Annotated in this window: 19 protein-coding genes and 1 tRNA gene; 11 read left to right on the top strand and 9 right to left on the bottom strand. The window is 40.0% G+C overall.

All coding sequences use genetic code 11. The features are described from left to right. Nucleotides 1–5: 5 nt before the first annotated feature. From ACXJIN_RS00100 to ACXJIN_RS00060, 9 genes are all read right to left on the bottom strand, one after another. Nucleotides 6–1,079 carry a BMP family ABC transporter substrate-binding protein gene (locus ACXJIN_RS00100; RefSeq protein ID WP_456398441.1) on the bottom strand — a complete coding sequence of 358 codons (1,074 nt, stop codon included), beginning with the start codon at nucleotides 1,077–1,079 and terminating at the stop codon, nucleotides 6–8. 32 nt (nucleotides 1,080–1,111) lie between these two features. After that, the gene (locus ACXJIN_RS00095; protein WP_456398440.1) at nucleotides 1,112–2,170 is read right to left on the bottom strand and encodes a BMP family ABC transporter substrate-binding protein; all 1,059 of its coding nucleotides are present in this window, start codon (nucleotides 2,168–2,170) and stop codon (nucleotides 1,112–1,114) included. A 124-nt stretch (nucleotides 2,171–2,294) separates the two neighbouring features. Continuing rightward, nucleotides 2,295–2,822, bottom strand: coding sequence for a biotin transporter BioY (locus ACXJIN_RS00090; RefSeq protein ID WP_456398439.1), 528 nt, complete (start codon nucleotides 2,820–2,822; stop codon nucleotides 2,295–2,297). Then, on the bottom strand, nucleotides 2,819–4,051 hold the full coding sequence (locus ACXJIN_RS00085; protein WP_456398438.1) for a nucleotidyltransferase: 1,233 nt from the start codon (nucleotides 4,049–4,051) through the stop codon (nucleotides 2,819–2,821). Before ACXJIN_RS00085 ends, ACXJIN_RS00090 begins: the two co-directional genes overlap by 4 nt. Further along, nucleotides 4,048–4,539, bottom strand: coding sequence for a hypothetical protein (locus ACXJIN_RS00080; RefSeq protein WP_456398437.1), 492 nt, complete (start codon nucleotides 4,537–4,539; stop codon nucleotides 4,048–4,050). Before ACXJIN_RS00080 ends, ACXJIN_RS00085 begins: the two co-directional genes overlap by 4 nt. A gap of 4 nt (nucleotides 4,540–4,543) precedes the next feature. After that, a complete protein-coding gene (locus tag ACXJIN_RS00075) occupies nucleotides 4,544–4,822 on the bottom strand; it encodes an acylphosphatase (RefSeq protein ID WP_456398435.1) in 279 nt (92 codons plus the stop codon). 22 nt (nucleotides 4,823–4,844) lie between these two features. Further along, nucleotides 4,845–5,255 (bottom strand): divergent PAP2 family protein, encoded by a 411-nt coding sequence (locus tag ACXJIN_RS00070; RefSeq protein WP_456398433.1) that lies wholly within the window; start codon nucleotides 5,253–5,255, stop codon nucleotides 4,845–4,847. 19 nt (nucleotides 5,256–5,274) lie between these two features. Next, nucleotides 5,275–6,489, bottom strand: a complete 1,215-nt coding sequence (locus ACXJIN_RS00065; RefSeq protein WP_456398432.1) for a metallophosphoesterase — start codon at nucleotides 6,487–6,489, stop codon at nucleotides 5,275–5,277. 6 nt (nucleotides 6,490–6,495) lie between these two features. Further along, the gene (locus ACXJIN_RS00060) at nucleotides 6,496–8,172 is read right to left on the bottom strand and encodes a phospho-sugar mutase (RefSeq protein ID WP_456398430.1); all 1,677 of its coding nucleotides are present in this window, start codon (nucleotides 8,170–8,172) and stop codon (nucleotides 6,496–6,498) included. A 69-nt stretch (nucleotides 8,173–8,241) separates the two neighbouring features. Between ACXJIN_RS00060 and ACXJIN_RS00055 the strand changes: the two genes are divergently transcribed. The 11 genes from ACXJIN_RS00055 (at nucleotide 8,242) to ACXJIN_RS00005 (ending at nucleotide 22,576) form a co-directional block, all read left to right on the top strand. Then, nucleotides 8,242–8,316 (top strand) — tRNA-Val (locus tag ACXJIN_RS00055). 359 nt (nucleotides 8,317–8,675) lie between these two features. After that, the gene (locus ACXJIN_RS00050; RefSeq protein ID WP_456398428.1) at nucleotides 8,676–10,004 is read left to right on the top strand and encodes an HD domain-containing phosphohydrolase; all 1,329 of its coding nucleotides are present in this window, start codon (nucleotides 8,676–8,678) and stop codon (nucleotides 10,002–10,004) included. 153 nt (nucleotides 10,005–10,157) lie between these two features. Then, a complete protein-coding gene (gene metG, locus ACXJIN_RS00045; RefSeq protein WP_456398427.1) occupies nucleotides 10,158–12,071 on the top strand; it encodes a methionine--tRNA ligase in 1,914 nt (637 codons plus the stop codon). A 10-nt stretch (nucleotides 12,072–12,081) separates the two neighbouring features. Then, a complete protein-coding gene (gene gyrA, locus ACXJIN_RS00040; protein ID WP_456398426.1) occupies nucleotides 12,082–14,502 on the top strand; it encodes a DNA gyrase subunit A in 2,421 nt (806 codons plus the stop codon). Between the two features lie 6 nt (nucleotides 14,503–14,508). Next, on the top strand, nucleotides 14,509–15,267 hold the full coding sequence (gene truA, locus ACXJIN_RS00035; RefSeq protein WP_456398424.1) for a tRNA pseudouridine(38-40) synthase TruA: 759 nt from the start codon (nucleotides 14,509–14,511) through the stop codon (nucleotides 15,265–15,267). Nucleotides 15,268–15,271: 4 nt separating this feature from the next. Then, nucleotides 15,272–16,066, top strand: coding sequence for a TlyA family RNA methyltransferase (locus ACXJIN_RS00030; protein ID WP_456398422.1), 795 nt, complete (start codon nucleotides 15,272–15,274; stop codon nucleotides 16,064–16,066). A 3-nt stretch (nucleotides 16,067–16,069) separates the two neighbouring features. Further along, on the top strand, nucleotides 16,070–18,553 hold the full coding sequence (secA, locus tag ACXJIN_RS00025) for a preprotein translocase subunit SecA (RefSeq protein WP_456398420.1): 2,484 nt from the start codon (nucleotides 16,070–16,072) through the stop codon (nucleotides 18,551–18,553). Nucleotides 18,554–18,611: 58 nt separating this feature from the next. Further along, nucleotides 18,612–19,727 carry a peptide chain release factor 2 gene (gene prfB / locus ACXJIN_RS00020; protein WP_456398419.1) on the top strand — a complete coding sequence of 372 codons (1,116 nt, stop codon included), beginning with the start codon at nucleotides 18,612–18,614 and terminating at the stop codon, nucleotides 19,725–19,727. Then, complete coding sequence (locus tag ACXJIN_RS00015) at nucleotides 19,696–20,565, top strand: hypothetical protein (RefSeq protein WP_456398418.1); 870 nt, start codon at nucleotides 19,696–19,698, stop codon at nucleotides 20,563–20,565. The genes prfB and ACXJIN_RS00015 overlap by 32 nt, the downstream gene beginning before the upstream one ends. Further along, entirely contained in the window at nucleotides 20,562–21,479 is a 918-nt protein-coding gene (locus tag ACXJIN_RS00010) for a polysaccharide pyruvyl transferase family protein (protein WP_456398417.1), read from the top strand. Before ACXJIN_RS00015 ends, ACXJIN_RS00010 begins: the two co-directional genes overlap by 4 nt. Nucleotides 21,480–21,493: 14 nt before the next feature. Next, nucleotides 21,494–22,576 carry a YfbR-like 5'-deoxynucleotidase gene (locus tag ACXJIN_RS00005; protein ID WP_456398416.1) on the top strand — a complete coding sequence of 361 codons (1,083 nt, stop codon included), beginning with the start codon at nucleotides 21,494–21,496 and terminating at the stop codon, nucleotides 22,574–22,576. The last annotated feature ends 737 nt before the right edge of the window (nucleotides 22,577–23,313 follow it).

The following is a 23,313-nucleotide window of genomic DNA, read 5'->3' as shown; positions in this document are numbered from 1 at the left end:
ACCTCTTACTTCTTTGGTATTTTTCCAACTACCCCTTTTACAAACCATTGAATGGAGAGAAGTTCACTATCGCTCATTATCTTTCCGGCAGGAACCCTTAACTTTCCGTTCTGATCGTATATTGGTCCTTCAAAGACGTGGAAGTCTCCACTCTTTATCTCGTTTGCCATAGCGTTAACGAGTTTTTTAACTCCATTTGGAACGAGTTTGCTCATTGGAGCAAGTCCTACCACTCCGTCTTTCATTCCACCCCAGTAAGATTCCGATTTCCACGTGCCATCAAGAACGCTCTTAACATTTGGTACGTAGAACGCATCCCAATGCCAAATAGGAGATGTTAGGTAAGCGTGAGGTCCAAATCTTCCCATATTTGGTGAATCGTACCCTATCGCGTAAACGCCTTTACTTTCAGCCGCCTGAACAGCAGCTGGAGAATCTTGATGCTGCGCTATAACGTCACAGCCAGAGTTTATAAGGGAAAGTGCGGCTTCTTTTTCAACTGGCGGATCGTACCATGAATACGTCCAAACCACGTGAACAGTTGCTTTTGGATTGACAGCTCTCACTCCAAGGGTAAATGCGTCAATTCCCCTTATAACTTCTGGTATAGCGTAAGCTGCCACAAATCCTATTTTGTTGGTTTTCGTCATAGCTCCTGCGATCAAGCCGGAAAGAAATCTTGGTTCGTACATTCTTCCAAAGTATTCTCCAAGATTTGGAGCCAGTTTGTAGCCTGCACACATTTCGTATATCGTGTTCGGATGACTCTTTGCAGATTGTACCATTTGATTCATGTATCCAAAGCTCGTTGCGTAGATGAGTTTGAATCCTCTTGAAGCCAACGAATTCAAAACGTTCAATGACGGTGCACCTTCTGGAACATTTTCAATGTAAGTGATTTGGACCTTATCTCCAAATGCCTTCTTTACCGCCACAACTCCACCTTCGTAATGAGCTTGTGTCCAACCGTTATCGTTGATTGGGCCGACGAAGACAAACGCGATCTTGAGAGGACCTGCGAAAGTAAACAGCCCTATGGCCAAAAGCATACTCACAATGACAAGAGTCTTAAATTTCATCCTAACCCCTCCTTAATAAAGTTTTAAATCAATCATTTTGGTATCTTACCAATTACTCCCTCAACAAACCAATCCATCGAAAGAAGATCCTGATCTGAAAGCGTTTGACCCGCAGCAACTTTGAGCTTTCCATTTTGATCGTATATTGGTCCATCGAAAACACGGAATTTGTGATCTTTCAATTCATTTTCCATTGCTTTAACAAGTTTTTTAACCTGTTCTGGAACGTTGTTGGTGACTGGAGCCAAACCAACTACACCATCGTCCAAACCGCCCCAGTACTTTTGTGACTTCCAGGTACCGCTCATTATTTTTTTGATATCGCTAACATAGAACTTCCCCCAGTTGAAAACCGCTGACGTAAGGTAGTAATGTGGCGCGAACTTTATCATGTCGGTATTGTAACCAATGGCGTAAACGTGGTGCTCTTCAGCGGCTTGCAAAGGTGCTGCCGAATCCGTTTCTGACTTTATCACGTCACAGCCAGCGTTTATAAGTGAAATTGCAGCTTCTTTTTCCGTGGCAGGATCGTACCAGCTGTTAACCCATACAACCTGAACCGTTGCTTTTGGGTTGACCATTCTTACCCCTATCGTGAATGCGTCTATTCCCCTTATAACTTCTGGTATTGGGTAAGCGGCAACGTATCCTATCTTTCCGTCCTTTGTCATTGCGCCGGCTATTAAGCCTGTTAAGAATTCCGCTTGGTATATTCTACCAAAGTAATCTCCCATGTTCGGAAGGGTTTTGTATCCAGAGCAGTTTTCAAATATTACCTTCGGAAATTGTTTAGCAACTTGAAATGTTTGATTCATGTAACTAAAGCTTGTTGTGTAAATAACGTTGAATCCCCTACTTGCAAGGCTCTTTAAAACGGTAATTGCTTCTGCACCTTCAGGGACACTTTCTATATATGTTACCTGTACTTTATTTCCAAACACCTTTTGCACATACTGTCTGCCCAAATCGTGTGCGTATGTCCAACCGGCGTCTCCGACCGGTCCTACGTAAATAAACGCCACTTTTAACGGAGATGCAATGGCCACCACCGCCACTAACATGACGGCTAAAAGTAAGAGTAACTTCTTCACAGAATCCACCCCTTTCTGCACTTTTATTTTTGGCCCATTAAGAAATGAGACCGTTATCTTTTGGTAAGTATTTTACCATAAAATTACCTAAAAATTATAATACTCAATAAAGAAAACACTTATTTTAACTTGATGTAAAATTATTGGAAAATACTTTCCGCTTCTTTAAACGAAGAACAAGCGCGTAGGCGATCGCTATTTTTATGGCATCTATCCAAACGAAAGGCAATACCCCCACTTCAAAAACACGTAAAGGGCTTTTCAGATAAAATAAAAGCACCAACGCTCCGAGTGCGTAAATCAACAAAAGAGAAAAAGACAAGAGCGTTATTTTCAAGATACCTTTTTTTCTCCACGCAAATGATGCCAAAAATGCGGCAAGTGGAAAAGAAAATAGGTATCCACCTGTGGGACCAAGCAAAATGGCGATACCTCCCTGAGCACCGGCAAAAACGGGAACACCGATGCTACCAAGCACCAAATACGCCAGAGAAACTTCTAAAGATTCCATGGGAGAAAGAAAAGCGGCCATGAAGAAGAAAGCGAAGACCTGAAGCGTTACGGGCACAGAACCTATGGGGATTGAAATGATTGAAAGAACCGAAATCAGTGCAAGCCATAGAGCCATTCTGGATAATTTAACGCTTTTCACTTCTCAATCACCAACCTTTGAAAATCCCTGTGTAGTTTTTTTTCCTTGTTTTCTTTAAAAAACAAACTGTAAAGATCTGTTGCTTTCACGTCTAAACTCATTTGCTCCCTTGCTAAAGGCACATTAACGCTTCGTTTATCAAGGAACTCATTGAATCTAGACAAATTCGAAATTAGTGGTATTGAACAACGATCCGAAATCTTTCTCAGCACTTTTCGCCCCCTTTCTTTGAATCCTAGCACCCTTAAATATTGTGGACCAAACTCATTTGAATCGAGTACCAAATCGCGTTTCACATCGAGCAGAGTGTAAAGTATTCTTCTTTTTATCCTTGTAAGCGTAAATCGCTTTGTTTTAACGGACGAAAGAAACGCTTCAAGCGATGGCTTATCAAGGTTATCCATCATCCTTTTTGCAATTCCTTCGTTAAAACCGTAAAGCGTTTCCATTCCATCTCTTGAGAGCATCAACATCTTTATCTTCGCAATTTCAAAAAAATTTTCCAAAAAAAGCGGTCCTCTTCCCTTTTTGAATTCTTCTTCTAATATATTCACAGAAAAGGAAGGCATGCCTTTCAATTCTCTCTTTTCAAATATGGCCCTTCTTATCGCGGTGGCACTTGGAATAGGACTTGCAATGCTATTCGAGTTGTAAGAAGCGCCAATTCTTCTTATTGTGCCAACTTTTATTTTAGAGTTTAATTTTTTTAAAGCGACTAAGTATTCCACACCCAGTATGTTATTTGATTGCTTTATCTCTTCAGAATTTACATCAGGTATAGATTCACAAATTGCGTACCTTCTTGCGTTTGGAAAAGAAAGTCCCTCCTTTAGATGTTTTTTCAACCTTTTACGGTATTCTTCCGGTTCATCAATAATCAAATCTGCTATTTTAGAAAGCGCACTTATGTTGTTGCTTTCTGAACCAAAAACCACATCTGTAATGATATTCATGGCATTTAATGTCCAAATCGAACCTGTGGCAAATCCGCTCGCATCTTGAATGGCGTAAATAGTTGGAATTTCGAAGACCACATCAACACCAGCTTTCAAAGCCATACGAGTGCGGGCAAATTTATCCACTATTGCCGGCTCTCCACGTTGCACAAAATTTCCGCTCATGACCGCAATCACGTAGTCAGCTTTGGTCATTTTTATTGCCGATTTTAAATGGTGTAAATGCCCGTTGTGGAGTGGATTGTATTCAACAATTATTCCAAGAACCTTCATTTCTTTTCCTTACTCCCAAGATAAACATCCAAAAGGTCTAAAAGAGAAAATGCAACCATTACTGCCGAGAAACCAAATATTATGAACCCTAATGTTATCAACAACGAACTTGTAGATATAGATTGGGCACCGAAAAATTCAATTCCAATCCAATTGGCTCCATAAGAAAGTATTTCAAATATTTCTAACGTGAGCGCTATGGAATTGGAAATAAAGGCAATGGTAGAAAGAACATATCCAACGTAATCATCTACCAGCCTCTTAACAGACGAAATTTGGATGGCCACTCCTCCTATTGCCATGGAGATCAAAATGGTGAGAATTACGCGAGAAAAATAGACGTAAGTTCCAAGAAGTTGAACAATAGATTGTGAAGTCAACAAAACAGTTCCAAAGGTGACAAGCAATATACCTGCCGTAAAAAGTTCAGTCTCTCCAACGAACAAATTCAAAAATGTCTTCCATCCTTTTAACTTTTCTTTTCGCACGATATCACCGTATTTCAAAATCCTTGTAATCGGTAAATGGGACTTCTACCTCTTCAACACTTTCAACTCTTGAAAGCGTTGGACCGCTTTTGAGGTAACGGCTAAACTCTCTGAGGTTTTCTTCGCTAGCTTGAGCAACAACTGTCACGCTTCCATCTACTTCATTTTGTACAAAGCCTTTTATTCCTAGAGTACGCGCCCAATGGTAAACGAATGCCCTAAAACCTACCCCTTGAACGAAGCCATGAATTCTGTACATCACAGTCTTAGTCATCTTAGTCATTAAGATCACCCCATAATCGTTTTTAGATCAGCCATCCTACTATCAAGCCTATTACTGCCCCTATTAAAGCCTCCTTTGGCGTATGACCAGATGAAATATCAAATTTTTCGCCTGTCATTTCTTGGAGTTTTTCAGCGTGGTGCCCAACTTCCCTTCTCAAATGAATGGCATCTGTTATCACAACGGCCGCGAAAATAAGTGCCACGGCAAATGCGGGTTTCGAGAATCCATTCCACTTTCCAATTGAAGTTGCGAGTCCTATAACCGTTGCAGTATGGGCGCTTGGCATTCCACCTGTGGAAGCGTAAAGATGAAAATTCCAATTTTTGTGCTTAAAGAAGTTTAAAAATAATTTAATTGTCTGTGCACTTACCCATGATACAATTGCGGCCCATATGTAAACATTTTCAAAAAAATCCTTAAGGTAATGCATTCAAAATCACCACTTGAATTTATGAAAGCCTTATTCTACTCGTTAGCTGGTTCTCTACTATTATCTCACCTTTTTCTTCTTTTACGAGCACGTAATTCAATTCCACCTTTTTATGGAATGTGATTCCACCAAATTTTCCCTTTGATCTTTCCACTAAAGGGCGCCATGTGCCAGTATTGGCGTAGTATCGAACTCCTTTCGGTGTGGGTATGACATAAAAGCCGGGCTGATGATTGTGACCAAACAAAATCAATTTGAGATTTGAATAATCGACTTCTGGGACTTTATTTGTGTATCCAGCCATATCTTTTTCTGAAAGCTTCCATTGCGGGTTCCATTGAGCATTTAACAATTTTTCCGCCCTTCTCTTTAGATAATTCGTATCCTTTATTTTGAAAATCATGTCCACGAAATTCACGATTTTTCTGCCAAAATCAAACCATCCAGACTTTTGAGTGAAAAAGTCGCTCATCCAATAAGTGTAAGGAAATTTCACTTTTATCCATGATTTTGCTTCTTCACTTTGAAAAGCCTTAGAAAAACTTTTCTTCCAGGCACTTGTAAGATCAACCGGTAATTTGTAAAGATACGTTATGTACTTGAGCCAATCCACGGCATGAGAAATCGGACGAACGTTATCGTAATCTCTTACCACTTCTTCAGGTAGGTTTAAAGAACGCAAAAAAGGTTCAAAATCATTCATAACGCGTCTTGTTATGTAATCTCCTATCGGTGGAATGAGCTTTTTCTTATCCGTTAAAACAAATGAATTACTCACATCGTATTGATTTCCGTGTTGGGCAAATATGCCGTTTTTTTCATCATAGTAATAAGGAGCTATTTTAACGTTTTCAGAGTCTATTTTCTTTAAGAATTCTCTTCTGAGAAGTTCGTTGGGAACCAAATAGTAATCATGGTTCCCAACGACGTATGTAACTTTGTGTTTGTGCGCGAATTTTTTCAAGCAATCAAAGAAGAGTTTGTGCTTTTCATAAATTGCCTCTATCACTTCTCCGTTAAGTGATTCACACACGACTGAAAAATCAACAAGACCAAGATTTCTTACAAAATTACTTTCCAGTATTTCTAAACCATCGCCTAATATTATCAACTCAGCTTTTGAATCCGCTTCATCTATTCTATCTAGAAGAAGTGAAAACTCTTCATCAAATGAAAAATCATCACTGGCAGTGCCATCTCCAACGTGCAAATCGCTTAAAAAGAGCTTTAACAAGCTTGATCACCTTGATAGCTCTTCTACAATGTGCGAAATTTCTTCTTTAGCTCGATTAAGGGTTAAAAGCGCATTTTCTTTTTCATCAAATTCCATGACCATTATGTAGAATTTCACTTTTGGTTCTGTTCCCGAAGGTCTGCAATAGAACATTAAATTCTTTCCAAACTCGAATTTCAAAACATTCGACGGTGGTACACCATCCACACCGTTAATGTAATCCGTCACTTTGGTTAATTCGTAATTGACCAGTTTTTGAGGAGGATTTTTTCTAAGTGAATCTACTATTGCCCTTATTTTTCCCATTCCTTCTTCCCCTTCAAAAACGGGCGCAATTTGAGTTTCAAAGTAGTAACCGTACTCTTTGTAAAGTTCTTCCAAAGCGTCTACCAAGGACATTCCCTTTTTCTTGTACTCCGATGCCATTTCGCACGTCAACATTATGGCTGTTGCGGAATCTTTGTCGTAGACGAAATCTCCTATGTTATAGCCGTAACTTTCTTCGTATGCGAAGATCACATGTTTGCCCGATGATCTCAGATCATCTGCCGCGTTGCATATCCACTTGAAGCCCGTCAAAACTTCAACGACGTCTACGCCAAAACTTTTTGCCACTTTTGTAAACATCTTAGAAGAAACTATAGATTCTATCGCAACCGGATTAGATGGCATACCGTTTTCAGAATACTTCTTTGCTATAAAATGAAGGAGCAAAATACCCATTTGATTTCCGTCTATCCTCACAAACTCACCGTTGTGTTTTACCATTACGCCCATTCTATCAGCGTCTGGATCCGAAGCAACAATTATGTCCGCGTCCATCTTTTTAGCGTCTTCCAATGAAAGTTTGAATGCTTTCGGATCTTCAGGATTGGGATATTCAACTGTTGGGAAATCTCCACTGGGTATTCCTTGTTCTTTTTGAATGTAAGGGTGAAACCCATCTCTTTCCAACAAGATTGGCACTATCTTTCCTCCGGTTCCGTGAAGAGGTGTGTAAACGATCTTCAGATCTGGATCTACACTGTTGAAAGATAAGGAAAGCGCTTTTTTAAAATACGCTTCATCCACTTCTTTTAAAACCATCGTGACAAGCCCTTTTGTTTTCGCTTCGTCCAATGGCATTCTTTTTATTTCGCCAAATGATTTTATGGCTTTGTATTCGTTGATTATTCCTTCATCGTGTGGAGGAATAACCTGGGCTCCATTTGACCAATACGCTTTGTATCCGTTATACTTTGGCAAATTATGACTTGCCGTTATCATAACACCAGCCGTGGCGTGAAAATATCTGACGGCAAATGAAAGAATAGGCGTTGGTCTGAACTCCTCAAAGAGGTAGGCTTTTATACCGTTAGCGGCAAATATTTCTGCCGTTTCTTGAGCAAACTCTTTTGACATATGCCTTGTATCGTAGGATATGACGACGCTTTTATCGCCATGAACACTCTTGTTTATGTAATTGGCAAATGCTTGCGATGCTCGACCAACAGTGTAAATGTTCATCCTATTATCGCCTAAACCTATTATTCCTCTCATTCCTCCGGTACCAAATTCAAGTTCTTTGTAAAATGCATCTTGAAGTTCTTCGTCACTTTCATTTTTCAATTTTTCTTTGTCTTCCGCCGATATTCCAGGATCATTCAGCCATCTTTCGTATCTTTCCCTCGCGATATTTTCCATATCTTAACACTCCTTTCGTTCAATGCTTGACATATATTGATATTATATTGTACAATAAAAATCGCGTGCGGGTGTGTAGCTCAGTGGGAGAGCGCTTCCTTCACACGGAAGAGGTCGTAGGTTCAATCCCTACCACACCCACCAATGATCGTAGCCACCTTAAAAGGGTGGCTTTTTTCGTGTTACAAGGCGTAGAGTGAATTATCAAAGAACGAATTTTTCCATTGTTTAATGACAAACAAGTATATCATAAACCCCACATATCACGCCGATGGTCGGTAATCAATGTGACGATTGAATTTGAAAAGTAACTCGCAATTCAGCAACACATTTGTGTTTATTAAACTGTGTGCGATGCGTTATTAATGTTATAATGCCTTTACAAAAGGCATAGAACATACCGAAAAAGCGAATCTATTCTGATATAACTTCGAAAAAAATTGTCTTTCATCGCGTACAACGTGAGTTAATGACTTTTCAACGATTATAGGTGGTGTACTTGGATGAAAATTGATGCTTTATCTGTTTGTGATATGATAAACCTCATGTACGATATGGAAACTTCTGAATTTTTAACAATGGTAATTCATTCCTTTGATGTGGCAAAAATATCAACTCTTATGATGAAAAGAATAGATCCGTCAGCTGAACTTATCAACATTTACATTACAGGTCTTTTTCATGATATAGGCCTCATAAGTTTGGCCGAAATAAAGCTCCCTGGGGCTCTATCAAAAATAAAATCTTCTCCTTCATCATGGGGCACTTCGTTTCAACTGGATAATTTTCTTAACGAGATAGACAATGATTCCATACACGGTATTATTTCTTATAAGATCCTTGAGAAGATGGATCTGCTTCCAAAAGAATACCTTTACGCGGTTTTAAATCATCATGTTCCACTTGGTGAGCTAGATGGAAGTGAACGTGAAATACTCCTGACCAACATCATAAACGTTTCCGATATCGTCTCGCGCACTCTTCGCGAAAATGTTGAAGGAAATTTGAGTGAATCTTTAATAGCTCTTGAAAAAGTCGTAGATGATTATCCCATGGTCAAAGATGTGAGAAAAGCGCTTAAAGATATTATAATCTCTCCATTGGAATTTGGATACATTCTAGATGATAAACCTCACAACGAGAAATTCTTCAAATGTAATGTTGAAATTGACATACAAAAGTACATGGAGTTCCTTAAAGCTGCAGTTTTAATGGTTGATCTTCGTTCTCCATTTACCGTAAGACACACATCTGGAGTTGCTAAACTTTCAAAAAATTTGGCTGAAGAGCTGTTAAAAACGGATTTTGATGGAGATATGATGTATATATCTGGCTTGATGCACGATATGGGAAAAATTAAAGCCCCACTTGATATTCTCCATAAACCAAGCAAATTGAACAAATATGAATACCTTGCAATGAAATTACATGCGGTTGAGACGTACAAAATGTTCTCAAAGTATCCAAAATTTGCAGAATTCACGGCCATTGCCTCACTTCATCATGAAAGACTGGATGGTTCTGGATACCCCTGGGGATTGAAAGCAAGGGATCTAAGTATGAGGGCAAGAATACTTCAAGTAGCCGATGTGTTTACGGCATTAACTGAAGAAAGGCCTTACCGAGGTAGACTCAGCTCATCGGAAGCCATCAGAATAATAGAAGACATGGTGAACAAAGGAAAATTGGATTCTGTTGTTTTTGAGACCTTACGCAGCATGGTTAAAAACGGATTTAAGCTTAAGCTATCCGATATAGTTATAATGGATTTTTTCGAGGAAATGGAAAACATTGAAGAAATTAAGGAAATTCTGCACTTAAATAGCCATTGAATAACTTTCTCATGTGAAAGTGAACAAATCGTCGTACTTCATTTCAAACTACCCACTATGGATTGATTTTTCTTGATGGCCATTATCCCTCAAATAAGGAAAAACGTTTCTAATATATGATATAATTGAAAAAAATGACAAGGGGTGAAGAACTTGTCTCGTTCTTTTTATGTCACAACTCCAATTTATTACATAAACTCAGATCCGCATATAGGATCCGCTTACACGACTATTGTTGCAGATGTGGTTGCGAGATACAAACGCATGATGGGATATGACACGTTTTTCCTGACAGGCACAGACGAACATGGTCAACATGTTTTAAGGGCCGCACAAAAAGCCGGAAAAGATCCCAAAGAATTCGCCGACGAGTTGGCATCAAGGTTTGTTAAGCTCTGGAAAGATTTAGGTATAACGAATGATGCTTTCATTCGAACTACCGATGATTTCCACATGAAAACAGTTCAAGATTTCTTTCAGAAGATGTACGACAAAGGAGACATATACCTTGGAAAATACGAAGGGTGGTATTGTGTTAACTGTGAAACTTTCTGGACGGAAAAAGATTTAGGTGAAGAGAAAGTTTGCCCTACTTGCCACCGCCCGTTAGAGCATATAGAAGAGGAAAATTACTTCTTCAAGCTTTCAAAGTACACGGAACCTCTTTTAAAACACTTCAAAGAGCATCCTGATTTCGTAGAGCCCGACTTCAGGAGAAATGAAATGCTTAAAATACTCGAAAGCGGTTTGGAGGATGTAAGCGTTTCCAGAACCTCTTTCGATTGGGGCGTGCCAATTCCTTTCGATCCGAAGCATGTTGTTTACGTGTGGTTTGATGCTCTCATAAACTACGTTTCCGCCATAGGATACGGTAGGAATGAGGAAATGTTCAACAAATATTGGCCGGCAGATGTTCATTTCATAGGAAAAGAGATAAACAGATTTCATTCCCTTATATGGCCCGCTATGCTCATGAGTGTTGGATTGCCGCTGCCGAAAAAGATCTTTGCCCATGGTTGGCTTACCGTAAACGGGGAAAAGATCTCCAAATCAAAAGGCAACGCTGTGGATCCAAGAATACTCATGAAAGCGTATGGAATAGATGCGTTGAAGTATTACCTTTTGAGAGATATCCAGTTTGGGCATGATGGTGATTTCTCGGAGGATAACCTTATAACAAGGATCAACGCGGATTTGGCAAATGATTTGGGAAATCTCGTGCACAGAACGCTGGCGATGATATCTCAAAACTTTGACTCTTTGCCAACGCCGAAAAATGAAGGCGAACATGATGAAGAGTTAAAAGACCTGACTTTAAAGACGATAGATGAATATTTCAAATTCATGGATACTTTTAAATTCACACAAGCCCTTGAAAGCATTTGGAAGCTTATAAGATTCGGAAACAAATACATCGACTTGACCGAGCCGTGGTTGTTAGCGCGCGATGAAAGCAAAAAAAATAGGTTAGCCACGGTGCTTTACAACCTTTCAGATGTTATAAGGAATGTGTCAATCATGCTTTCACCCATCTTGAGCAACACCAGCGAGGAAATATTCAAAAGGATGGGGCAAACGGCGAAAAGCATGGAAGATCTTGGTTGGCACAAAACGCTTTCAAACACGCCAATTAAAGTGGAAAAACCGCTATTTCCCCGAATAGATACAAAAAAATGGAAAAAGGTGATAATTATGACAGAAGAAAAGAAAGAAAACGTTGAAAAAGTTTCTGGCTCTTCAAAGCCTCAAGTAACGATAGATGACTTCGCAAAGCTGGATCTTCGCGTTGCCAGGATAGTGGCGGCTGAAAGAATTCCAAAATCGGAAAAGTTGTTAAAGCTCCAGCTTGAAGTTGGAGAGGAAAAAAGGCAAATAGTTGCCGGAATAGGAAAAGTGTACACTCCAGAATCTTTGATCGGTAGAGAGATAATAATCATATTCAACCTCAAGCCGGCAAAACTCATGGGTGTGGAATCAAATGGAATGTTAATGGCGGCAAAAGACGGAGAAAAACTCAGACTTTTAACCGTAGATGGGTATGTAGATTCAGGTGCCAAAATATCGTGAGGTGTGAAGAGTGAGTGAAGAAATAATCAAGAAATCGATTTCCGATGAACTCGTAGATTCTTACATAAATTATTCGATGAGCGTTATCATAGGTAGGGCCATCCCAGATGCGAGAGATGGCCTTAAACCTGTTCAAAGGCGAATTCTCTACGGAATGTATCAACTTGGTTTGAATTACAACGGTTCAACGAAGAAAAGTGCCAGAATAGTTGGAGAAGTCATGGGTAAGTACCATCCTCATGGCGATATGGCAATATACGACACGTTGGTAAGAATGTCACAGGATTTCACAATGCGTTATCCCCTCGTACATGGTCAGGGAAACTTTGGCTCTATAGATAGAGATCCACCCGCCGCTATGAGGTACACGGAAGCCAAACTTTCCAAGATGGCGGAAGAAATGCTTGCAGATATAGAAGAAAACACCGTCGACATGATTCCAAACTTCGATGAATCTCTTAAAGAGCCTGTGGTGCTTCCGGCTAAGATTCCTCAATTGCTCATGAACGGAGCCTCTGGTATCGCTGTCGGAATGTCAACTTCAATTCCACCACACAACCTGGGTGAATTGGTAGACATGATGGTGAAGATCATAGATAATCCCGATCTGAGTGTTGAAGAAGTTGCCAGGTTGTTGAAAGGTCCAGATTTCCCAACCGGCGGAATCATAATGGATAGTGGTGCCATCAGAAAGATATACGAAACGGGAAGAGGTTCTATAGTTGTAAGGAGCAAAACGCACTTTGAAGAGGTTAAAAACAGAACTCGCATAATAGTCACAGAAATTCCGTACGGTGTGTCTAAAGCTGGCTTGATAGAGAGCATCGCCGATTTCGCGAAAAATTCTAAGGAAAACTTCATAACCAACATTCGTGACGAATCAGACAGAAAAGGTTTGAGGATCATGATAGAGCTCGCAAGGTCTGCCAATCCAAACGTGGTGCTCAACAGGCTTTACAAGCACACGCCGTTGCAAGTGCATTTCGCAGCGAACATGCTCGTAATAGATCACGGAAGGCCACGCTTGATGAATTTGAAACAGTTAGCGCAGGCGTTCATAAACCATCGCTTTGAGGTTGTAAAGAGAAGAAGCGAGTACGAATTGGATAAATACTCGCGACGTGCGCATATAGTGGAAGGGCTTATAAAAGCTTCAAAAGCCATCTCCGCAGTTATAAGCGTGATAAGGGGAGCAAAAGATCCGGCAGAAGCCTCGGAAAAATTGCAGGAGGTTTTGGGTGTTTCTGAAGAGCAATCAAAGGCCATTTTAGACATGAAGCTCCAGCGTTTGACATCTCTTGAACATCACAAGTTGGACGACGAATACAACACCCTTATAGAAAAGATGGCAAAGTTGCAAACAACACTTGGGGATTCAAAGAAGATAATGGAAGAGGTAAAGAACGAGCTCTTGGAAATAAAACAAAAATACGCAGATGAAAGAAGAAGTGAGATCAAAGACGATTTAGAAGTCATAAACGTCGAAGATCTTTTAACGGACGATGAATTGGTCGTCACCGTTACCCATAACGGCTACATTTCATCGACGAAATTGGATACGTATAAAAGCCAAAATCGTGGAGGAAAGGGTAACTTCTCTTTGAGGACTCGTGAAGAGGATTACGTTGAACACGTCTTCATAACCACACGTTTAAGCTACACGATGTTCATAACAAACTTCGGGCGCGCTTATTTCATAAAGAATTACATGATTCCTGAAAGTAACAAAGGAACAAAGGGAAAGCTCATTTTGAATTATTTGAACCTATCTCAAGGAGAAAAAGTTAAATCAATACTTTCTCCAGGCACAAGTATAGACGCAACCAAAGATCTACTCATAGTGACAAAACGTGGCAGGATAAAACGCACATCGCTTGGTGAGATATCCATGAGAAGCAACGGCATATACGTGATAAAACTTGAAGAAGGCGACGAAATAGTAGATGCGGAGCTTTCAAATGTGGATGACAAAAAATCCATCGTGGCCCTCGCAACGTTAAAAGGTAAGATAATCTCTTTCAACGTGGAAGAAGTTAGAAGAATGGGTAGAACGGCCATGGGAGTTACTGGTATAAAACTTAGAGAAGATGACGTGGTCGTTTCAATGATAGTTTCAAATTCCAACGATGCCCAGGTGCTTACCATAACGGAAAACGGATATGGAAAAAGAACGAAATTTGAAGATTACAGAATTCAACATAGAGGCGGATACGGTGTCAAGAATTTGAAGATGACGGAAAAAACCGGTTTGATAGTTGGCGTTAAGCCCGTTAACGATGAAGATGAAATAATAGCCGTTACCGCCAATGGTAAAGCCATTCGATTTAAAGCAAGCGACGTTTCCATCACAAGTCGCGTGACCATGGGAGTAAAATGCGTAAGCCTAGATGATGAAGACAAAGTTGTGGCATTCGCCGTGGCCAAGGATTGATTTGAAATGAAGGTTGCTTGCGTAGTCGAATACGATGGAACAAATTTTCACGGTTCGCAATACCATCCAACGGTGCGCACGGTTCAGGGAGAACTCAACAAAGCCATAGAGGTCATATTCAAAAGGCATTTGAAAACGGATATGGCCGGAAGAACGGATGCGGGGGTACACGCGAATTACCAGGTGTTCTCCTTTGACAGGATAAATCCCCGCATGAGCGAAAAAAACGTAAAAGAAGCTTTGAATTCTGTATTACCGGAAGACATGAGGGTAAGAGATGTATGGTTCACAGCTGATAACTTCTCCCCAAGAGTGGCCGCCGTTAAAAGAATATACCAATATTTCATATACAACAGGAAAGAAAAGGATATATTTTTAAGAAAGAGGGCATGGTGGTTCCCGTACGAATTGGATATCGAAAAGATGAGGGAAGCTGCCAGCTATTTGGAAGGTTACCATGATTTCACGTCGTTCGTTTCCAAAGACAAACACGACGATAGGAGCCCGATGAGAATTATTTACAGAATAAGGATCATCAAAATTTCCAGGTTTATAATGGTAAGGGTAGAGGGAAAGTCTTATTTGAAAAGAATGGTTAGAAATATAGTTGGAACTTTGGTTAAAGTTGGAGTTGGAACGTGGAAACCTTCCTATGTGAAAGAACTTTTGGAAATGAAGGATAGAAGCAAAGCGGGGGCTACGGCTCCCGCACATGGTCTTTATCTTTACAAAGTACTGTTCGATGAGAAATTTTCCAAGGAGTGAGAGTTTGAAAAAAAGGCTTGACGAACTCTTGGTTGAGCGTGGCTTTTTTCATTCCCAAAGCCGGGCAAAGGCTGAAATTTTGGAAGGGAACGTCATTGTGAACGGTCAATTGGCCGATAAGGCTGGAAAAAAAGTCAACGATGATGTTGAAATTCAATTGAAGAAAAAGAGTCCCTACGTTTCTCGGGGAGCACATAAATTGTTAAAAGCCATAGAAGAGTTCAAAATAGATTTGAAAGGAAAGGTATGCGCCGATTTTGGAGCATCAACGGGTGGTTTTACGCAGGTTATGCTTGAAAATGGAGCACAAAAAGTTTACTCCGTTGATGTGGGATACGGTCAATTTTCATGGAAGCTAAGAAATGATCCGCGTGTGGTGGTAATGGAAAGAACAAACGCGCGTTTTTTGAAAAAAGAAGATTTCAGCGATGAAATAGACTTCATAAGTTGTGATCTTTCGTTTATATCTTTAAGACTCATCTTGCCCGTTGTAAAAGAGGTTCTCGTGAGTAAGGGTGAAAGCGTTTGTCTTGTTAAACCGCAATTTGAAGCCGGACGCGAAAATTTGAAAAAAGGCGTGGTAAGATCAAAAGAGGTTCATACGAACGTGCTGAATGGCGTGATAAGCTTCTCGCGCGGAATTGGCTTTTCTGTAAAGGGGTTAACTTTTTCCCCTATAAAAGGGCCTGCTGGAAATGTGGAATTCCTACTTCATCTTAAAAACACACAAGGAGAAGATGAAGAGGTGAAGCCAGAAGAAGTTGTGAAACGCGCGTGGGAAGCGTTACTGGAGGGATGAAAAATGTCATTTGTTGGCAAGTTGTTCGATCAAAACAAAAGATACATAAAGAGCTTTTCTAAAATAGTTGAAAAAGTAAACGCTTTGGAAGGACAGATGAAAAAGCTGAATGATTCGGATTTTCCGAAGAAAACCGAAGAATTCAAAGAAAGGTTATCCAAAGGCGAAACGCTAGATGAACTGATGCCCGAGGCATTCGCTTTGGCAAGAGAAGCGGCAAAAAGGGCGATAGGTTTAAGACCTTTCGATGTTCAAATTATGGGTGCCGTTGCTCTGCATAGAGGAATGGTTGCCGAAATGAAAACTGGCGAAGGCAAAACTCTTGTGGCAGTCATGCCGGCATACTTAAACGCTCTAAGCGGAAAAGGAGTTCACATCATAACCGTTAACGATTATTTGGCACGCAGGGATGCCGAATGGATGGGACCCGTATATGAAATGCTGGGACTGAAAGTTGGTGCCATTCAGTCGGAAATGAATCCGGATGAAAGAAGAGAAATGTACAATCGTGATGTGACTTACGGTACCAACAACGAAATGGGTTTTGATTATTTGAGGGACAATTTGGCGTACTTGCCCGAACAGCGTGTCCAAAGAGGTCATAATTATGCAATAGTTGATGAAGTGGACAGCGTCCTTATAGATGAAGCAAGGACTCCTTTGATAATTTCTGGGCCTGCCGGCACCTCTTCAAAGCTTTACAAGATGTTCGCATCACTGGCAAAAAAATTCTCCCCAGAAAGAGATTTCAAGATAGATGAAAAGTCAAAAACGGTGAGCCTTACTGAAGAGGGAATTAAAAAAGCAGAAAAGCTCTTAGGAATTAACAACCTTTACGATCCGCAGAATATAAATTACAACTTTCACCTTTTAAACGCTCTAAGAGCTTTGCACCTTTACAAAAGAGACGTTGACTACCTCGTGCGTAACGGTGAAGTTCTCATAGTGGACGAATTCACGGGACGTGTTTTGGAAGGAAGAAGATACAGTGAAGGTCTGCATCAAGCCATTGAGGCAAAAGAAGGGGTTAGGGTAAAAGAAGAAACCGTAACTTACGCCACGATAACGTTGCAGAATTACTTTCTTATGTATAAAAAACTCGCCGGAATGACCGGAACCGCTTACACTGAAAAAGAAGAATTCGATCAAATTTACAACATGGAAGTCGTAATTATTCCAACGAATAAGCCTGTTATACGTAAAGATATGAACGATCTTATCTTCAGGACGGAAAAAGAAAAATTCGATGCGATAGTGGAAGACATAGTTAAGAGGCATGAAAAAGGCCAACCTGTTCTCGTCGGTACCATTTCCATAGAAAAAAGTGAAAGGCTAAGCCAGATGCTGAAAAAGCGTGGCATTCCCCACGAGGTTTTAAACGCCAAGCATCCAGAAAGAGAAGCGGAAATAATAGCTAAAGCTGGGCAGAAGGGTGCAGTCACGATAGCCACCAACATGGCTGGCAGAGGAACCGACATAAAGCTTGGGGAAGGAGTTAAAGAGCTTGGAGGACTTTATGTTTTGGGCACGGAAAGGCATGAGGCTAGAAGAATAGATAACCAGTTAAGGGGTAGATGCGGGCGCCAGGGCGATCCTGGAGAAACTCGATTTTATCTTTCAACTGAAGATAATCTATTGAGAATATTTGGCGGAGATAAGATGAAAAGCCTTATGAATACATTGAAAATAGGTGAGGGAGAGCCAATTCAACATGGGATGCTGAGCAAGTTGATAGAGCAAGCCCAGAAAAAAGTTGAAGGTATGCATTTTTCAATACGAAAACATCTATTAGAACTCGATGCGGTTTTAGACAGACAAAGAAATGCCATTTACTCGCATAGAAATTGGATCCTTGACGGGACAGATGTGGAAAGTCACCTCATGGATATATTTGAAGATGTGGTGGATAGAAGGATCCAAAAATACTGTTACTCTAAGATAGCGGATGAATGGAATATAGAAGGCATGATAGAAGAACTAAAAGGCATCTTCCCATTCATAGATTTGAATAAAAATCCCATCGAATCAAGAGAAGATCTCAAAGAAGAGCTGATGAAATCGATCAAAGAAAATTACGAGTTGAAAGTTAAAGAAATAGGCGAAGAACAATTCGCCAACATAATAAAGTACGTCATGCTCAAAGTCATAGACGAAAGATGGAGAATGCACCTTCAAACCGTTGATCATCTTAAAGAATCCGTGAATTTGAGAGCTTACGGGCAGAAGGATCCGGTCATAGAGTTCAAAAAAGACAGCTACGAGTTGTTCGAAGAAATGGTAGACGGAATGTACGATGATATTTCCTCGATAGCGTTCAGAATAGTTGTTGTCGACGAACAAAAAGAAAGGGAAGAAGCGAAGAAGACGTTTGCCATCTTGCAAGCACAACACGATGAATTTTCTTCTCCTGTTGGAGGAAACGGTTCAAAAACATCTAATAAAGTGGGATCAAGTGGCAAAAAGAAGAGAATGAGAGTAAAGAGATAAAACTCGAATACACGCTTGAAATGCAAGAAGTTTAAAAACGCAAGGATGGTGATAGTTCTTGATCAGTTACGAATTAAGAACCAAGATAGAAGACGTCCAAAAAAGGTTTAATGAGATAAAGAAATTTTTTGATGAAGAAGAAATGAAAAAAGAGATAAAAGAGTTGGAAACGCAAAGCGCATCTCCCGATTTTTGGAATGATATGAAAAGTGCCCAAGAAACTTTGAAAAAACTGAATTTGATAAAGAAAAAATACGAAAAATTTCAGGTTATAAAATCAAAGATAGAAGAACTTGAAATTGGGATAGAGCTCTCAGAAGAGGGAGATGAGTTCGTAGAAAGTCTTGAAAAGGGAGCAGAAGAAGCGCAAAAACTTTTAGAGAGCTTTGAAATGCTAATGATGCTCAATGGAAAGTTTGACTCTTTGAATTGTTATTTGTCCATACACCCTGGAGCTGGTGGAACGGAATCTCACGACTGGGCGAACATGCTTTTAAGAATGTACACACGTTGGGCAGAAAAAAATGGTTTTGAAATAGAGGAAATAGACATACAACCAGGCGACGAAGCCGGGATAAACAGCGCAACCATCTTGATAAAGGGAGAAAACGCTTATGGGCTTTTAAAACATGAAAGAGGCGTTCACAGGCTTGTAAGAATTTCACCATTTGACGCTGCGAAAAGAAGGCACACTTCTTTTGCGTCCGTCAACGTCATCCCTGAATTCAAAGACGAAATAGAAGTTGAAATAAAAGATGAAGATTTGAAAATAGACACCTATCGTTCTTCAGGAGCGGGAGGGCAGCATGTTAACAGAACTGATTCCGCTGTCAGGATAACCCACTTGCCAACGGGTATAGTTGTAACCTGTCAAAACGAAAGGTCGCAAATTCAAAACAGAGAAGTCGCGATGAGAGTTTTAAAGGCAAGACTTTATCAACTGGAATTGGAGAAACGTCAGGAAAAACTTCAAAAAATTCAGGGTAATTTAAAAGAAATAGGTTGGGGAAGTCAAATAAGATCGTACGTGTTCCAGCCTTACACAATGGTTAAAGATCACCGCACCAATCACGAGACTGGCAACATACAAGCTGTTATGGATGGTGAGATAGACGACTTCATATATGCGGAACTTGTGTTCTTTGCAAAAAATAACATGGATTTTGATATTTGAGATTTTCTTTGCGATAACAGCTTTTAGCCTTCCAATTTACATATCCGTGCAAAATGGAATAAGCGAAAAGTACACGATAAACGTTAAAAGCTGGAGTGAAGAATTCTGGGATTCTCTGGAGAAAATGTGGGGGGTGTATCCAACACGCCCAATTTATATGATGATCGCAAAGGGGAATTTTGGCCCAGAGATGGGCTTCACTGTTTCCTATCCAGACAGTTTTCGCGTTCTGGTTGATATGAATTTTCCCTCTCAAACACGTGCAACAGTTGCACATGAACTGATGCACGTGTTTCAATTTGCCTGGATAAAAAGATACCATCATCTTATGCCGTTATGGGTTATGGAAGGATTGGCAACCTGGTACGGTGGAAAAGAGGGAACCTACACCAGTCCGCTTGGCGAAAATCCCTTTCTTTTTTGGAGTGTTGATCCTTTGAAATTAAAAAATTATCCAAACGATGAAGCGTCAAAAGGGGAGTATTACTCAGAAGTATACGCGCTGTTCAATGCCATGGATGAAAAATGCGATTTTGAAAAAAACCTTCCCGTCGTCTTGAACGATGTGCGAAATGGCAAGAGTTGGGAGGAAAGCTTTTCGGATGTGCTTGGAGAAAATTTCAATGAATTTTATTCAAAATGGAGAAGAGAAAATCTCTTCTTCATATCTTTGAAGTTCGCATCGTTTTGGGGAATATGGACAGGGCTTCCATTGATTTTAATAGTTTTATTTCTCTTGAAAAGGAGTAAGAAAGGTAAAAACGAGGAACGGATTGATGATATAACGTCTCTTGAACAAAAGTACGGAAAGGATTATTGGAAAGGTGGAGATTCTTGAAAAGAATTACCATACTGTGTGGGCAAGGCAGTAAGAGTTACGGTGAAAGGCTTACATACCTTCAAATGGTAGAAGTGTTAAAAGATAGGGATATAAAAGCCGATTTCCCTGTAACATTTAGAGAGGCTTTAAAATCTGTGATTTTTTCTGATGGAGTTATATTTGCCGGAAGACGCGTAGTGGAAAAAACGGATCCTCTTGATGTTTTATCCGTGGCTTTGGAATTTGGAAAGCCCATTTTCTTTTTTGGTGTAAGTCTTGGAGAAATGAGAAAAGAAGGGCTTAAGAGATTTTCAACGATACTTATGAGCTCTCTGGTAAAAGGATTTTTAACAGATCCTTCTTCAACAAGGTGGGCCAAATTTTGGGCAGGTGAAAGAATTAAAATGGGGACGGACATATCACACGTATACCTGCTTGAACATTTTGAAAGGGAAAAAAGTAAATTTGCCGTTTTTGCGCCACGGTTCAATGGCTCACTAAGAAAATACAAAGAACTTAGATGGTTACCCGCTTTGGACGCGAGAATAATAGTTACAAGTCCTGAAGATTCACGAGCGGCAGTAGATGTCTCAGAAAATTTGAAAACCGAAGATGTAGTGGTGGTTTCCAGACTTGAAGATATAATGGAAGTTATTTCCAATGCGAAATTTGTCATCTCAGAAAGATTTCATGTTTCTCTCACAGCGGAAAGTTTTGGAGTGCCTTTTATTCACGTTGGAAGAAGGGCTATGAGATATTTTGGAAATAAATTTGAGAGAAATTTTTCTCAACCTGATGAGGTGGAAATGGCACTTTCGTTTTCAAAAATCACGGATGAAATTCCATCTTATTACGCAGAATTCAACGAAAGGGTAAAAAAGAAATTCGAAGAAATGCTAAAAAGTTTAAATGATTTTTTTGTGAGATTGTGAGAGGAGGAATTGGTATGATTTCAGATCTTGTTTACCTAATGACAAGGATGTTTTCAATGAGAAGGTGGAATAATAAGCCAACTGTTGAACAAAATAGTGAAGCTTCGAACAGCGGTTTTATCCTCCAAACCGCACATCTTCTTGGCATGATGGAAAAAATCGATGGAAAAGATGTGGATTTCAAAAAATTGATCGTTCGTGGAGTGCTTAAAGATATGCCAAAATGCATACTCTCTGATATATCTCTGGAAACTAAGAGAACCATTCAAAGGCTTTCTCCTAATCTTTGGGAAGAAGTCTACAAAGGAGCGGTTGAAGACGTTATTCAAACGGTACCCGATGAATGGAAAGAGGAGTTTGAAGATGCCATTATAAATTCAAGAGACGACTCATTAGAGGGAAAGATCCTCGAAGCGGCTGACACTTACGCCGCTTTCGTTGAAGCGGATGTGAATAGCAGACTTTTTGGTGAGTATTTCTCCGAAATTAGAGATTCCATAATGGAAAAGATAGAAGAAATGAAAGTCGATTCTTTGAAAAAATTGCTTTCAAATGAAAATTTAAAGAAATACCTAACAAGGGTGAGAGGTCTTATGCATGCGGTACGCTGGAATCAACATTCTCGCACAGTCCCAACAACTGTTTCTGGTCACACACTCTTCGTCGTTTTTGTAGCCTATCTCTTGGCCCTTGAGGATGGAAAAGTTGACGTTTTAAATGTATTGGAAAGGGCACTTTTCCACGATGTTCCAGAAGCGCTTACGGGAGACATAATATCACCTACCAAGAGGCGTGTTGAAGGTTTTGAAGAGGTTATAGAAAAGGTTGAATCTAAGATGGTGCATGAAGATCTTTTGCCGTTGATTCCAGATGAAGTTGCACATCACTATGCTCCACTTATGTTAGAACCATTTGGAGGTGGAAGGGAAGGAAAAATAACTCGTGCGGCGGATTTGATAGGCAGCTTGATAGAATGTAAAATAGAGCTGGATAACGGCGTTCGAGCATCAATATTTGAAAAAGGTTACGCTGGTATAAAAAAACAACTGCTTGGTATGAATTTAGATGTCGTTAGGAATCTGATAGCAGAACTTTAAAATGGATAAATTTTAATGCACAAAAATATTTATCGAAACTGGGGGAAAGAAGGAAACATCCTGTGCCTCCAACTTTGTTATTTCGCACCTTGCATGGCGTCTTCATATGTTTTGACAGAAACTTCAAAAAAAGGGGGAAAGGGGAACATATTTGACATGCTAACACATCCGTATGTTTTCCAACCTCGTTTTTATGAGTCCACAGATGGAGAGTTCATAAGTGTTGGCAAGCGTTTCAAAGCTGGTAAAGACTTATCATAAAATAGCTTCGTTGCCACTTCTTATACAACTAGGATAAAATAACTTTGGCAATACTTTCCCACAAATGGACAAACTTTTCTCATTTGCAAAACAGCTCTTTCGCTTCTTCTCCTCCCAAGCCTGGGAGGAGAGGGCCAACGAAGTTGGAGAGGAGGGTTCATTTTCTACGTTTCTACATTGATTCCGCCAATTTCACAGAGTGCGAGGGGAGCAAGATTGCATAATTGCAATGTCTTTTTCGTTTTTCCGACCAAGACGAAGCCGTGAACAACGTTAGGTAACGGGGAGGGTTGATTAAAATACCATAAAAAACCTTGAAAAATTCAGTTTCATTTGAAGTGCTTCGACGCCCAAGTTATCACTTCGTTTCTACCCCCTACGCCGGCTTCGCCGTCACTTCCCCCATAAATGGGGGCAGACTCACCATGTAAAATTATTCCGTTGTCAAGTCGGGTGTTATAATTGATTTGCATGTT

The sequence above is a fragment of the Mesoaciditoga sp. genome (assembly GCF_054006115.1).
This window is presented reverse-complemented; position numbering and strand designations above follow the sequence as displayed.